Source organism: Larkinella knui, from assembly GCF_003858645.1.
In the GTDB taxonomy this organism is placed as follows: Bacteria; Bacteroidota; Bacteroidia; order Cytophagales; family Spirosomataceae; genus Larkinella; species Larkinella knui.
This window is the reverse complement of record NZ_RQJP01000001.1, coordinates 1,027,834-1,041,645: the sequence shown is the minus strand read 5'-3', so window position 1 is coordinate 1,041,645 and position 13,812 is coordinate 1,027,834. Positions and strand designations below refer to the sequence as shown.

Here is a 13,812-nt window from a genome sequence, read left to right as displayed (position 1 = left end):
GTTAACAGATTGGTCATCGTCGGGGCAAACCCCAAAGTTGTGCCCCGACGATGGGTAATTTAGTTAAAATTCTTCGTTTAGAGACTATGATCCATCGTCTGCTCGTTTCGGTACTGCTGCTATTTTTCGTTCATTCCGTTGAGGCACAGAGCGATACGCTTTCTGTGGACTCGCTGATGATCAAGCAGAAGTCGCCCTACGCAGCCATGATTCGGCCGGGGCAGAAATACCTGGCGCTGGATGTGATGGGGCGGCTGGGCGGTTTTCGTCGCTACCGGTATTTTCCGAACGAGGAAATTAAATTTCGGTACAATGGCAAAAAATACCGGGAACCGCTTTACGGCGTCACGGACACGACGCTGATGCTGATTCTGGAAGATCCCAATACCTTTCTGCCCGAAACCGTTCATTTCAGAATCGACAAAATTCAAAAAGTATACGTCAACCGTCAGATTCCGTTCATCACGCAGGGCACCTACATTTTTCCCATCGCCGGAACCCTCTTTTTTCTGGCGGATGTCATCAACGTTTCCCGCAGCGAAAAGCGACTCGTTGCCGATTCCCGCGCGTTGAAAGCCCCGGCGGTCATGATTGCGCTGGGCGCGATCTGCTACAAAGTGAGCTATCCGCGCTACCGGATCAATAAAAACCACCGCCTGAAAGTCCTTGAAACCTACTAGCTTTCCGCGAATGAGGAATGAGGAATAATGAACGATGGATGCGCTACGACAGGCAATTCATCGTTCATCATTCCTCATTCCTCATTCCTTTGATTAGTTTTGCAGCACTATTAACCAATCCGTTTCTGATTTGAACGCTATACGTCTAACCCCACCGTCCGGGCCGGTCCGGGCTACCATTCCTCTGGCTTCTTCCAAAAGTGAAAGCAATCGCGCCCTGATTATCAATGCTTTGACTGGCTTTCGTGGCACGTTGCACAACGTTTCAGCAGCCCGCGACTCCCAGACCATGATCCGGCTTTTACAATCGGACGATTCGGTGGCCGACGTTCTAGATGCCGGCACTACCATGCGGTTTCTGACGGCTTATTTTGCCGTGACGGGCCAACACAAAACGCTGACCGGAACTCCGCGCATGTGCGAACGGCCCATTGGTATTCTCGTCGATGCGCTGCGGGCGCTGGGTGCCGACATCGACTACCTGAAAAATGACGGTTTTCCACCCCTTGCAACGAAAGGGTTTTCCGGGAATGGCACCAACCGGCTGGCGATCCGGGGCGATGTAAGCAGCCAGTATATTTCGGCTTTGCTGATGATCGCTCCCACCCTACCCGACGGCCTGACGCTCGAACTGACCGGCGATATCGGTTCGCGTCCTTACATCGAAATGACCCTGCGCCAAATGGAACATTTTGGTGTTCAGGCTCTGGCCGACTGGGCTACCAAAACCATTACCGTTCCGCCAACTCCCTATATGCCTGCCGATTACTCCATCGAATCCGACTGGTCGGGGGCCAGTTACTGGTTCAGTATGCTGTCGCTGGCCGAGGAGGAATCGTCCCAAATTGAATTATTGGGGTTAAAAGAAGCTTCGTTGCAGGGTGATAGTGCCATTGTAGACATCATGCGACCCCTCGGCGTGGAAAGTACGTTCACCGATCGAGGTGTCATTCTGACTAAAATACCGGCGCAATCGGCTTTAACCTGGGATTTTACGGATTGCCCCGATCTGGCCCAAACCGTGGCGGTTTGCTGCGCCGTAAAAGGCGTTGTTTTGACCCTGACCGGCGTCGAAAGTCTGAAAATCAAGGAAACCGACCGGGTTTTCGCGCTTCAGACCGAACTCCGAAAAATCGGGGCCGAGATGGTGGAAGTGGAGAAAAATACCCGCTACGAAGTTCGCACCACCCATTCCATCGACACGGTTCCTACGTTCGACACCTACGACGATCACCGGATGGCAATGGCTTTTGCGCCGGTGGCGATGCGGCAGGAAGTGGTGATTGAAGAACCGGGCGTGGTGGCCAAATCGTACCCCTCGTTCTGGGAAGACATGGCCCGGGTCGCCGGTGTCCGTTTTGAAGGCTAATTTACCCGTTTGCAGAATCCAACGGCCCATTTTTGTAACGCTCTCCAACAAACCTGCAAGGACAACGTGGCCTTGCAGGTTTTTTTTGTTTCATTGCTTACATTTACGTAACTCACTGAAACTTGATACGCTTGGAACTTCTCACATTACTTGGCACCATTTCCTGGTGGGGATGGCTACTGATTGGCTTACTGCTGCTGGCCCTCTACGACATCAATCAGAAGAAACACACCATCCGGCATAATTTCCCCATCGTCGGCAACATCCGGTATTTCCTGGAAAGTTTCGGGCCGGAATTGCGGCAATACATCGTGGCCAACAACCGCGAAGAACTGCCATTTAACCGCCAGCAGCGGGCGTGGATTTATGCTTCCTCGAAGCAGGAGAACAACTTTCAGGGTTTCGGTACCGACCAGGATATTACCAGTGCGGGGTATATTTTCATCAAACCCGCTTTGCTTCCGCTCAAGCTGTCGCCTGATAATCCCAATTACAACAGCCCCCATATTGCACCATCGGCCAAAGTCATCGGGCTTTTTCACAAACGCCGGAAACCGTATCACCCGCCCTCGATCGTCAACATCAGCGGCATGAGCTTCGGGTCGCTGTCGGCGGCAGCCATCGAATCAATGAACAAAGGGGCTCTGAAATTCGGCTGCTACCACAATACCGGCGAAGGCGGTTTGTCGCCCTACCACAAATTTGGCGCGGATGTCGTGGTCAATATCGGCACGTCGTATTTCGGGGTTCGGGACAATACCGGCAATTTTGTCATGGAAAAACTGGTGAAGCTGGTGGAGGAAAATCCGTTTGTCCGGATGCTGGAGCTGAAACTATCGCAGGGTGCCAAACCGGGTAAAGGGGGCGTGCTGCCAGCCGCCAAGATCACCGCCGAAATTGCCGAAATCCGCCACGTCGAGATGGGCAAGGATGTCATTTCTCCCGCTTCACACAGCGCCTTTTCCGATATTCCCACGATGGTGGCCTTCATCGAAGCGATGGCGACCGAAACCGGTCTGCCGGTGGGCATCAAGTCGGCGGTCGGCAAACTGGAATTGTGGGCCGAGTTGGCCGACTACATGCTGGAAACCGGAAAAGGTCCGGATTTTATTACCATCGACGGCGGGGAAGGCGGAACCGGAGCAGCCCCGCCGTCGTTTGCCGACCACGTTTCGCTGCCCTTCGTCTACGGCTTTTCAAAAGTCTACCAGATTTTTCAGCGACGCGGGTTGACCAGCCGCATCACCTTCATTGCTTCCGGCAAACTGGGGTTGCCCGAATCGGCCATCATGGCGTTTGCGATGGGTGCCGACCTGGTGAATGTGGGCCGGGAAGCGATGCTGTCCATCGGTTGCATTCAGGCCCAGATTTGCCACACCAACCGCTGTCCGTCGGGCGTTGCCACCCAAAGCAAATGGTTACAGGCCGGGATTGATACCACGCTGAAAAGTGAGCGGTTTTACAATTACATCAAGGCTTTGACCAAGGAAATTCTGGAAATCTCGCACGCTGCGGGGTACGAGCACCCCTGTCAGTTTACGATGGAGGACGTCGATCTGGCCATGGGCGACAACAACCGGATTCAGCCGTTGTGCGATGCCTACGGCTATACCAAAGATGTGGTTGCGTTTACGTCCATTGCTGATTTGCTGAAGATCAGGACCTAAAGTCAATCCATTCGAATGAAAATTAACTTTACCGCAAAACAAGCCGCCTGGATTTTTCTGCTTGCCTGTGGCGTTTTTGCCTTTATCAAACCCTGTCCGGGTGAGTACTGCCATTTGGGAGACGTTGAGCCGAAAGTTCGCGCTGTTAAAGCCGGCTTGTTCTGGAGTCTTTTTACCGGTTTCCAGATCAGGCGCCGTTTTTTTGGTGAAGACCTCTGGGCCGTTCGAATTGGTGACAACTTCATTTTTTTGTTGGCATGTTATACAATCAGCGCACTTCTCCAATTCAGTATAATCAGGCTATATTGTTTGGTTGCCCCAACAAAAAACTATCAGGTATCGGGATCGGTAATCAAAGCAAAAAATGCGGACAAAATGAGTGCCGATTATTATCTGATAACTCTCCAAACCACCGAAGGTGATCATGATTTTTACACCAGCCGAAAAGCGGTAATAGGTGACAGCCTGAACCTACAATTGCACCAAACTTCCTGGGGTGTCGTTTACGGGAACCGGGCAAACCCGTAAGTCCGCTTTATTTCGTTTTTAGTCACTTCTATTTTCATTTTTAGTCATTCGCTTTCCTGGTATCTTTCCTCACTTTTGCGCTATAGTTAATCCGAAAAGAGCATGCAAACCATACTAGGCGCCGGCGGTACCATCGGCAGCGAATTAGCCAAAGAACTTTCCCGGTATACGGACCGGATCCGGCTGGTGAGCCGTAATCCTAAAAAAGTCAACCCGACGGACGAACTGTTTCCGGCCGACGTCACCGACCGCGATCAGGTGTTTAAAGCTGTGGCAGGTTCGGAAGTGGTTTACCTGACCGTCGGCTTTGACTACAACATCAAAGTCTGGCGCGAAAACTGGCCCGCCCTGATGCGAAATACGATCGATGCCTGCCAACAAGCGGGTGCTAAACTCGTCTTTTTCGACAACGTCTATCTGTATGATGCGAACGCCATTGGACACATGACGGAAGAAACGGTCATCAAACCCATTAGTAAAAAAGGCCAGGTTCGAGCCGAAATTGTCGCCATGCTGATGCGTGAGGTCAATCAGGGAACGCTGACGGCACTCATCGCCCGGGCCGCCGATTTCTACGGCCCCCACAACGACAAAAGCCTGCTGGTGGAAACCGTCGTGAAAAATTACCGGAAAGGAAAAGCCGCCAACTGGTTTGCCCGAATGGACAAAATCCACACGTTTACGTATACGCCGGATGCCGCCAAAGCCACGGCCCTGCTCGGCAATACCGCCAGCGCCTACAACCAGGTCTGGCACCTGCCCACCGACGCCACCCGCCTGACCGGCCAGCAATGGATCGACCTGTTCGCCAAAGCCATGAAGGTTAAACCGAAAGCGTCCGTTTTACCCACCTGGATGATTCGCCTGATCGGGCTGTTTGTTCCGCTCATGCGTGAGTTTCCGGAGATGGCGTATCAGTATGACCGGGATTATTTCTTCGACAGCAGCAAGTTTGAAAAAGCGTTTAATTTTCAGCCTACGAAACCGGAGGAAGGCGTTAGAAAGACCGTGGAAGGAAATTGAGGTTCTTAGAATTGAATTTAACGCGAACGATGAGCGTAGACGACTCCCGGGCCAAACCGTTGTTTAAGCGCCAGCGGCCCGTACCGGTATTCGCAAATCGAACCGATCCGGGGTCAATCATTTCATAGTTCATGTTAATTTAGCCGTACTTTTTAAATCAGCGGTTTTCATCGGCGGAAACTGCCTTATTTTACCGGAATTCACGGAGTGTAACGCCGACGATTCAACCTAAACCGGCTCTACCCGTATGAAAATGTCTGCCCAACTAGTGAGTGAATTGAACAAGCACGAGATCATCGTGCAGACCGACAATTCGACCAAAGGGCTGCTCATTCCACCCAAACCGTCCGGCTTCGGATCTTCCATCAATGGGGGTGAACTGTTGCTGCTTGCCCTGGCGACCTGTTTCTGCAACGACATTTACCGGGAAGCCACCAGGCGAAACATCGCTGTTTCGGGCGTCGTAGTTGAAGTTTCCGGAGAATTTGGGGCAGAAGGTGAATCCGGTTCCAATTTCACATATAAAGCGAACGTCACGGCCGATGCATCGCCCGACGAAATCGATGCATTGATTCGCCACACCGACCAAATTGCCGAAATCCACAACACCCTGCGGCAAGGTCTGAACATTGAATTGATTACCTGACGGATTTTTGGGCCAGGGATCACCGGTATTCTGAGCGCCGGCAAAATTTCGTTTTTCGTCACTTCGATTTTCATTTCCGGTCATCCCCAACCCGGTTTTTTTGGCGGACCTTTGACATACACAAAACACAAAGACTGTCATGAAAACGCTACTAAAACTCGAAGAAGCCGCCCAATTTATCCTTTCGATCGTTCTGTTCAATCAATTGCCTTTTGCCTGGTGGTGGTTTCCGGCCCTGATTCTGGTTCCGGATCTGAGTATGCTGGGATACCTGATCAATCCCAAACTGGGCGCGTATGCCTACAACCTGATGCACCACAAAGCATTTGCAATCGGCATCGGCATCCTGGGCCTAACGCTGAACAACCAGCCGCTCCTGCTGACCGGCATTCTGCTTTTTGGCCACGCGGCTATGGATCGGATGATGGGCTACGGACTGAAATACACCGATGATTTTGGCCATACGCACCTCGGTCGCATCGGCAAAAATGCCGCTAAGCCGTCAGACGAAGCGCGGCAGTCCGGTATGCACCGGGCGTCGAGCCTGTCCATTTCTTAAACGTGCGGTAAAACACACTGGGTTCGGAAAACCCGAGGAGGTACGCAATGTCGGTGGTGCTGAAATTGGGTTCGCGAAGGTGCCGGACCGCGAGATCGTGCCGCACTTCGTCCAGCAATTGCTGATACGTAAAGCCTTCTTCTTTCAAATGCAGCTGGAGCGTGCGAACACCCATCGCCAACCCCTCCGCCACTGCCGCCAGCGCCGGTTCTTCGCCTTTCAACAGTGTGAAGATTTCCTGTTTCACCCGAACCGAAAGGGCAGCCGGAACCTCGGCCGTCGTCCGCAGTTGCCGCAGCAATTCTCCGGCATGCTGGTCAAATAAAGCATACAGACTCGGGTTCGCATTCAGAATTGGCGTATCCAGCCACGCAGCATCCAGAATCAGCACGGTTTCACTGGCGTCGAACACCAATCGGGCCGGGGCAAAAACGCGCTCGTACGCCAGCTGGTTTTCCGGTGCCGGGAACGCATACCGGATTTCTTCGGCGACCACCGGCAGCCCGGTCAAAGCCCGAAAAGCCGACTGATACATCGAGAGTTCGGAACCCAGCGTGTAGTCGGGATAAATAATGGCTTTACTGGTCAACGTCAGCGAAAGATGAAACCGGTCGCCGACCAGCCGTCCGACGGTTTGCACACCCTCACACGCAATATCCTGATAATGACACAGTTTCTCAATTGCTTTTCCCAGGGTCGGGCAGTGCATCATCACATACGACAGCACCCCCAGCGACAACGGGTTGATCAACTCGCCCAGTTGCAGGGGTAAATCAGACTCGCCGGTCATTTGAATGACTTCCTTCCAAAGGGCCTGCACAGCCTGAATCGAAACCCGGCCGTCGGGGTTTTGCAAAACCGCCGAATCAACACCAACCGCCCGGCACAAGGCCGACGAATCCGCCCCCCGCTGTCGGGCGGCATACAGGATGAGATTAAAAGAACCGGAAGAGAGCGTTTCATCAGTGGTCATGCCCGCGAAGATACGACGCCCAACGAAATTATCTGCGCGTCGTTCACCGGCAAACCATCAAAGAGGCTCTTTCCGGCTGATGAAGCGGTTTCAGGGATTGGCAGGTGAAATTTTCAGATTGGCAAAATCACCGCCAGAACCCGCCCCGACCCATAATCCGATTCGCCCGTCTTTGCGGTTGTTTAATTTTTTGACCACCAGGCTGGGATGTGCATTGTCGTTCACAAAAACGCTGATGGTTTCCTGATCCACCACAATGCGGGCCTGAAACCAGCCGTTGGGATCGGGAGCCGGTTCGATGGGTTGTTCGTATTGGTCGGGATTGTTCTTGCGCAATACCGGCCAGTCATGGTCCGGCAGGGAAATGTACTGAACGGCGTGGCTGTGCCGAACCGGGTCCGAGGCCCGGAAATTAAACGGTCGAAAATACACCGCATCGTACGTTTTATCGTCGACGCCATGAAAGGCGACGCCCACAAAACTCCGCTGCAACACGTCTTTCCCCCGCATAGCCAACGCGATGGTTCCCTGCTGGAAAGCTACGTTTTCCAGCCAGGCCACACCGGCATCGGCGTCCCGCTCTTCCAGCCGAACGCCCGGGCGGTCCCCCTCCGGAAGCACTTTCAGGGCGCGATTATACAGTTTGAAACCGTTTTCCTTCGCCAGACGACCCAGGTCGACATTACCGCTCTTCTGACTAAAAGCAAGCGTGTTGAAAAACAGGCTCAGGCTCAGAAAAATGACCTGGAATGTAGAATTTGTTTTCATGTTTGAAAATCGGTTTGGTTCAAAACCAGGCACCAGCCTTCCTGCCCACGGTAAAAACCGAGGGACTGAATAAGCCCGTTTCAAGGTTATTTTGGGAAATAGACGGATGAATATTCTCGAAGGTCAGCGGTGGTTTCCGGAGCAAAACCGCCGGGGCCGAAGCCGGAATGCGGGCCAGTCCGGCATTGGGAGTTTGCGGGTAGAAAAGGCAATCACCTGAAAATCCCGGCTTAAGTATGAAAGCAGTTGGCGGTATTCGTCGATGAAACCGGGCAAACTGCTGGGCAAGCACCCAACCGGTTTGCCCGATCCACCAGGCAGTTGCGGACTGCTTTTTAGTGAAAAAGAAGCCGCACGTAGTCGCGTTTTCCGATTCAGAACGCGGGCTTATTTCACCATGAAATCAACTTTCGTATCCGCCCACACCATCGCCACATCGCCTTTCGGGGAAATATCAATGGTAAATTTTTCCTGAAAGTTCTTGGCTTTTTTCGCCGGAACCGTCACGCGCAGCACGTCTTCCTCCTGTTTGTACGTAAACGCGCCCCACTTGATGCCCTTGTTGATGATGATCGTCCAGTCTTTTTCGCCCGGAATCGTAAAAAGCGCATACTTGCCTTTGGGTACGGGTTTTCCTTCCAGTTTTACATCATCCGAAAATTCGATGGTAGTGGTTTCGTTCGCTCCGGTCCGCCAGACTTTGCCCATGGGCGCTACTTTACCGGCCGGGTCCCAGACGCTGCGGCCTTTGACCGACGGCTGGCTGTAGTCAATGGTGATGGTTTTGCCACCCACCGTTTGCTTGGCCACTGCCGGTGGGCTGGGCCGTTTCGACTTGTCCTCCTGGGCAAAGGTCATTTGGGCGATCAAAAGCAATGTTGTGAAAATGAGCAATTTTTTCATGATGGTTTACGTAACTTTGGTTGAAGGAATAAATTACCGAACAAAGGTGGAAAAATTCATCGAAAATAGATAATTCGCCCGTTGTTCAAGACTGTTCAAGTTGATTCACGCTGATTGTCAATGCAAACCGAAGGTGACAAGTTACAGCATTGCCGAATGCTGATCGAAGAGAAAGTGAATTGGGGCGACAGCAGCCAGTGGCAGAATCAGGATTTTGAAGCCCTGAGTGAACGCATTTTTTCCGAAACCAACGTTTCGCTCAGTGCCAGCACCTTGAAACGGATATGGGGAAAAGTCCGCTACAACAGTGCCCCCACGGCCACCACGCTCAATACGCTGGCGCAATTTGTGGGTTACGAAAACTGGCGGGAGCTTCGGAAAGACCCCGTTCCGGTGAACGACGCCCCAATTCAGAACCTCCCCGCTCAACCCGCTCCACTTCCCGTTGCCCGCCCATCGGTTTGGCGTTGGCCTTGGGTCGTCGGCACGTTGGTCATGCTGGGGTTAGCCGGTATCTGGGCTTTTCAGAAACGAAACAAACCGTTGCACTACGGACCGCTGACCTTCACCAGTCGCCCGGTTTCCAGCGGACTCCCCAATACGGTTTTGTTCGACTATGACGCGACGGATTCTAACGCCGACAGCGTTTTTATTCAGCAAAGCTGGAATCCAAAACTGCGCTACCGGGTCGGGAAAGACGATCACCACTACGCCAGCACGTATTTTTATCCCGGTTATTTTCGGGCCAAACTAATCCTGAACGATTCCATCGTAAAAGAACACGATCTGTATATCAAAACCGAGGGCTGGCTTGGCACGATCAACCGCGATTCGATTCCGGTGTATTTTCCGGACAAACAACTCCGGCAAATGGGAACCCTCGCGCTGACTGAGGCCGACCTGACCGGGCAGGGCATCGATTTCCGGCAGGGCGTTCCGTCGACCAGTTTCCATTACGTACAGCCCCTGGGTGAGTTGTCGAGCAGTAACTTTCTCTTTGAAACCGAATTGAAAAGCACCTTCAACCGATTCGAGGCCGTATGCCAGAACGTGGGCATTATGGTGCTGTGTTCCAATGGCATGCATTTTATTCCATTGTCATTGAAAGGCTGTGTGGGTCAATTGAATCTATCGTTTTCCGGAAAAAATGTTTCGGGTAAAACCAGCGACCTCTCCGGTTTTGGTGTCGACTTTTCCGATTGGGTGAAAGTTCGCTGTGAGGTGAAAGACAAACTGGCGAAGGTATTTGTCAATGAAAAACTGGCGTATGAAGGGCGGTTTCAGGACGATGCCGGGAAGATTGTCGGACTGCGGTATTATTTTCACGGAACGGGTGCGGTAAAATCAGCCCGGTTTTCCGATGGCCGGATCAAGGCGGTTTTACTGTAAGCCGAGCTTTTGTTTCAGCTCCTTCAGGTAATCCGCAACTTTCAGCAACCGGCTCCCGTACCAGCTAAATAGCTCGCCATCCACCAGCACGACCCGGGCGGACGGGCAAATTTCCTGCAATTCATGCCGGTGTTTTTCCGAAAACGGATACGGTTCCGACGACAGAAAAATCAGATCGGGTCGGGCGGTCTGGAGATCGGTTTCCGTCACTTCGGGGTAACGGGTCAGGTTTCCAAAAGCATTCTGAAAACCGGCCATTTCCAGCATGGAATGGATAAACGTCTGACGGGCCGCAACCCTGTACGGTTTTCGCCAGATGAAGTAGGCGACCGTATGTGCTGAGGCAGCTCCGTTCTTGTAAAAAGACTCTTCGATTTTCTTCACCAATGCCGCCCCTTTCTGAGCTTTTCCGACCCGCTCTCCCACGTCCCGAATCATCGCCAGCGCATCGGATACGGTATTGACATCCGTTACCAGAACCGGGTAAAACCGCTGCAACTCCTCGATTTGTTCACGGGTATTTTCTTCTTTATTGGCAAGAATAAAGTCCGGTTTCAGGCGGTGGATCTCGGCCAGATGAAGCGTTTTGGTGCCCCCAACTTTGGGTTTGTTTTTTACCTTTTCTGCCGGATGAACACAGAATTTGGTAATGCCCACAATTTCCGCTTCCAGCCCGAGTTCGAAGAGCAATTCGGTTTGCGACGGAACGACGGAAATGATGCGCCGGGGCGGTATTTTTGCATTACCTTGCATTTCTTAACCAGACTAAAACTCATGAAAATTGTACTGGCGCTGTTACGCACCCTGCTGGCAATCCTGATCTATCTAAGCTGCGTTCCGTCGTTTGGGCAAGACAGTCCCGCTAAAATCAAAGTCTATTTACTCGGTACGTTTCATTTCGGGGCCACGTCGGACCCCGGCAAAACGCCTTTCCCCGATCTTTTTTCAGCCAAACGGCAGAATGAACTGGATCAGATTGCCGGTCATATCAGCAGTGCGAACGTATCGAAAATCTTCGTCGAATACAACTATACCCGACAGAGTCTGCTGGATTCACTCGGAAAACTTTTCGTAAAAGGCGAACTGAAAGACAGCGCCCGTGCCCGAAACGAAATTTATCAGATCGCTTACCGCTGCGTCCGCAAAAACCCCAGAATTGCCGTCGTTGCAACCGATCGCCAAACCGATCTGCCTGCTTACAAACTCGAAGATTACGAAAATACGCACGCTGAAGGCAGTTACGGCGGAGAATTTTTCAAAACACCGTATCTGTTTCGGAAACCGCAGAAAAAACTCAGGGAATCCACGTTAAAAGACTATTATCTGCAAATTAATTCGAAATACAACCGGCAGTTGAGCCAATCCGATTTCCTGCATTACGCCTTGATGTACGGGGATAAATCCGATTTTACCGGGGAAGAATTTACGCTAAGCTGGTATGACCGAAACCTCCGCATTTTTACCAACATCCTCCGCAATCTGAACCCGGCAACGGACCCGGCAATTGTGGTTTTATACGGCAGTTCACACACCGCCATCCTGCGTCAGTTTTTCGAAAACCACGCCCGGTTTGAGATCGTGGAACTGGAGAGTCTGTTTACCCCGTAGTGGCCTGGTCAGGATCCGATCGCCGGAAGTGACGCCCGAAAGCAGATCGTTCCGCGGATTGTGACCAATAGATCTTTCCGATTACCTATATTTGTCTATCGTATCGAACGTAAACAACAACATGCGTATTCAATCGGACAGCAATCCGTCGCCCTCTTCCGCGCTGACGGAATTAGGACGGATTGCCGTGGGAGAAAAAGTGGAGCGGTCGGGCCAGGTAGTTCCCAGCAGCATCGACAGTTTTCGGATTCGTGGGGATCATGCCGAAACCGTTCATAAAGTCTACGGTGAAACGATCACCGAATTGCCCATTCTGTTTTATTCCGATCAGGAAGAAATTGTCTGCAATGAACGACTCGAAATTCGCACCGCCGACGGCAAACTGTTCGGCTACGGTGACAACTATACCTTTCACATCTGGAACGACGAGCTGAAAAAATACGCCGTCACCAACACCGAAAAGCGCCCCCAGATCAAGGAAGAAACCATCACGTTTTTGCAGAAAAACCTGCATCCCGGCAAAGCCAAACTCATTAAATGGCTCCCGGTTTTGACCTTGCGGTTCGTAATTCGCGACATACCGCTGCTGGGCTACTGGCAGTTCAGCACCCGCGCCGTTCAGACGACGATTCCCAATCTGCGCAACAAGTTCGATGAATACAAGAAACTGTTCGGCAGTGTGCAGTACCTGCCGTTTCTGCTGAAGGTCAAAAAAGTGAAGTCCAACAAACCGGGCATGGTGTATCAATACCCGATTGTGGATCTGGTGCCGCAGTTTTCGTTCGAAACCGCCCACCGCCTGGCCCGCTACCTTCGCGAGAATCCGCAGGCGGATGTGGGTCACTGGCTGAGTGAAAACGGCGATAAACCGGAGCAGTTGCCGACCGCGATCGAGTAGTTACACAATCAACTTATACCCCACGCCCCGCACATTCACAATCTGAACCTGCGGGTCGTCTTTCAAATACCGGCGCAGCCGGGTGATGAATACGTCCAGACTCCGGCCGTTGAAAAAACTGTCGTCCCCCCACAGATCGAGCAACACCACCGAGCGTTCCAACACCTGGTTGCGCTGTTCGTAAAGCCGCTTCAACAATTCCGCTTCCCGGTATGACAACGGCGTCTCTTTTCCGTTAAACGCCAGTTTCTGTTTGGGATAATCGAACTGATAGCCGCCAATCGGGAGTCGATCCGGCGCGGGTGGACGCAGCACCTGGTTTCGGTTCAGCAGGGCCTGAATCCTGACGATCAGTTCATCGATGCTGAACGGTTTTTTCAGATAATCATTCCCGCCCAGCTCAAAACCGCGCACGACATCGGCGGTTTGGGATCGGGCGGTCAGGAAGATGATCGGAACGTATGGATCGGTTTGACGAATGCGGCTGGCCAGCGAAAAACCGTCGAGTCTGGGCATCATGACGTCGGCCACCACCACATCGGGCTGGTGTTTTACAAACAGCGCATACCCCTCCTCGCCATCAGCCGCGAATAAAACCCCGAAACCGCGGACCTCCAGACTATCCCGGACAATCAGGCCAAGCGAACGTTCATCTTCAATCAAAAGTACGGTTGCCATAAATTTTGGTTAGTTATTACACAGAGTTGATCAGAGAAAATCAGAGTCTCTCAGAGTTATTTTTCTCTTTTCCCTGATAACCTCTGATTTTCTCTGATCAACTCTGTGTAATAACTAACTCTT

The 13,812-nt window shown here is 52.1% G+C and carries 15 protein-coding genes; 10 read left to right on the top strand and 5 right to left on the bottom strand.

The features are described 5' to 3' along the window. The first annotated feature begins 86 nt into the window (after positions 1 to 86). From EHT87_RS04205 to EHT87_RS04175, 7 genes are all read left to right on the top strand, one after another. Complete coding sequence (locus EHT87_RS04205) at positions 87 to 680, top strand: hypothetical protein (protein WP_124904166.1); 594 nt, start codon at positions 87 to 89, stop codon at positions 678 to 680. Between the two features lie 130 nt (positions 681 to 810). Further along, positions 811 to 2,049 (top strand): 3-phosphoshikimate 1-carboxyvinyltransferase, encoded by a 1,239-nt coding sequence (locus EHT87_RS04200; protein WP_124904164.1) that lies wholly within the window; start codon positions 811 to 813, stop codon positions 2,047 to 2,049. Positions 2,050 to 2,180: 131 nt separating this feature from the next. Continuing rightward, on the top strand, positions 2,181 to 3,716 hold the full coding sequence (locus tag EHT87_RS04195; RefSeq protein ID WP_124904162.1) for an FMN-binding glutamate synthase family protein: 1,536 nt from the start codon (positions 2,181 to 2,183) through the stop codon (positions 3,714 to 3,716). A 15-nt stretch (positions 3,717 to 3,731) separates the two neighbouring features. After that, positions 3,732 to 4,244, top strand: coding sequence for a hypothetical protein (locus EHT87_RS04190; RefSeq protein WP_124904160.1), 513 nt, complete (start codon positions 3,732 to 3,734; stop codon positions 4,242 to 4,244). Positions 4,245 to 4,346: 102 nt separating this feature from the next. After that, complete coding sequence (locus tag EHT87_RS04185; RefSeq protein WP_124904158.1) at positions 4,347 to 5,267, top strand: NAD-dependent epimerase/dehydratase family protein; 921 nt, start codon at positions 4,347 to 4,349, stop codon at positions 5,265 to 5,267. Positions 5,268 to 5,520: 253 nt separating this feature from the next. Next, positions 5,521 to 5,913, top strand: a complete 393-nt coding sequence (locus EHT87_RS04180; protein WP_124904156.1) for an OsmC family protein — start codon at positions 5,521 to 5,523, stop codon at positions 5,911 to 5,913. 139 nt (positions 5,914 to 6,052) lie between these two features. After that, positions 6,053 to 6,472 (top strand): DUF4260 domain-containing protein, encoded by a 420-nt coding sequence (locus EHT87_RS04175; RefSeq protein ID WP_124904154.1) that lies wholly within the window; start codon positions 6,053 to 6,055, stop codon positions 6,470 to 6,472. On the opposite strand, the gene EHT87_RS04170 is transcribed toward EHT87_RS04175, so the two are convergent. The 3 genes from EHT87_RS04170 to EHT87_RS04160 form a co-directional block, all read right to left on the bottom strand. Then, entirely contained in the window at positions 6,408 to 7,445 is a 1,038-nt protein-coding gene (locus EHT87_RS04170; protein ID WP_124904152.1) for an AraC family transcriptional regulator, read from the bottom strand. The genes EHT87_RS04175 and EHT87_RS04170 overlap by 65 nt on opposite strands. A gap of 90 nt (positions 7,446 to 7,535) precedes the next feature. After that, positions 7,536 to 8,213: a hypothetical protein gene (locus EHT87_RS04165; RefSeq protein WP_124904150.1), complete on the bottom strand. Its 678-nt coding sequence runs from the start codon at positions 8,211 to 8,213 to the stop codon at positions 7,536 to 7,538. A 387-nt stretch (positions 8,214 to 8,600) separates the two neighbouring features. Next, positions 8,601 to 9,116 carry a DUF2911 domain-containing protein gene (locus EHT87_RS04160; protein WP_124904148.1) on the bottom strand — a complete coding sequence of 172 codons (516 nt, stop codon included), beginning with the start codon at positions 9,114 to 9,116 and terminating at the stop codon, positions 8,601 to 8,603. A 120-nt stretch (positions 9,117 to 9,236) separates the two neighbouring features. Between EHT87_RS04160 and EHT87_RS04155 the strand changes: the two genes are divergently transcribed. Then, positions 9,237 to 10,505 carry a hypothetical protein gene (locus tag EHT87_RS04155; protein ID WP_124904146.1) on the top strand — a complete coding sequence of 423 codons (1,269 nt, stop codon included), beginning with the start codon at positions 9,237 to 9,239 and terminating at the stop codon, positions 10,503 to 10,505. Here the strand turns inward: EHT87_RS04155 and EHT87_RS04150 are convergent. Continuing rightward, the gene (locus tag EHT87_RS04150) at positions 10,497 to 11,258 is read right to left on the bottom strand and encodes an ABC transporter substrate-binding protein (protein WP_229320831.1); all 762 of its coding nucleotides are present in this window, start codon (positions 11,256 to 11,258) and stop codon (positions 10,497 to 10,499) included. The two genes, EHT87_RS04155 and EHT87_RS04150, sit on opposite strands and share 9 nt — an antisense overlap. Positions 11,259 to 11,279: 21 nt before the next feature. On the opposite strand from EHT87_RS04150, the gene EHT87_RS04145 reads away from it, so the two are divergent. Both EHT87_RS04145 and EHT87_RS04140 read left to right on the top strand, forming a co-directional pair. Then, a complete protein-coding gene (locus EHT87_RS04145; RefSeq protein ID WP_124904144.1) occupies positions 11,280 to 12,113 on the top strand; it encodes a DUF5694 domain-containing protein in 834 nt (277 codons plus the stop codon). 121 nt (positions 12,114 to 12,234) lie between these two features. Further along, positions 12,235 to 13,011, top strand: a complete 777-nt coding sequence (locus EHT87_RS04140; RefSeq protein WP_124904142.1) for a recombination directionality factor — start codon at positions 12,235 to 12,237, stop codon at positions 13,009 to 13,011. On the opposite strand, the gene EHT87_RS04135 is transcribed toward EHT87_RS04140, so the two are convergent. After that, a complete protein-coding gene (locus EHT87_RS04135; protein WP_124904140.1) occupies positions 13,012 to 13,689 on the bottom strand; it encodes a response regulator transcription factor in 678 nt (225 codons plus the stop codon). Positions 13,690 to 13,812 lie beyond the last annotated feature (123 nt).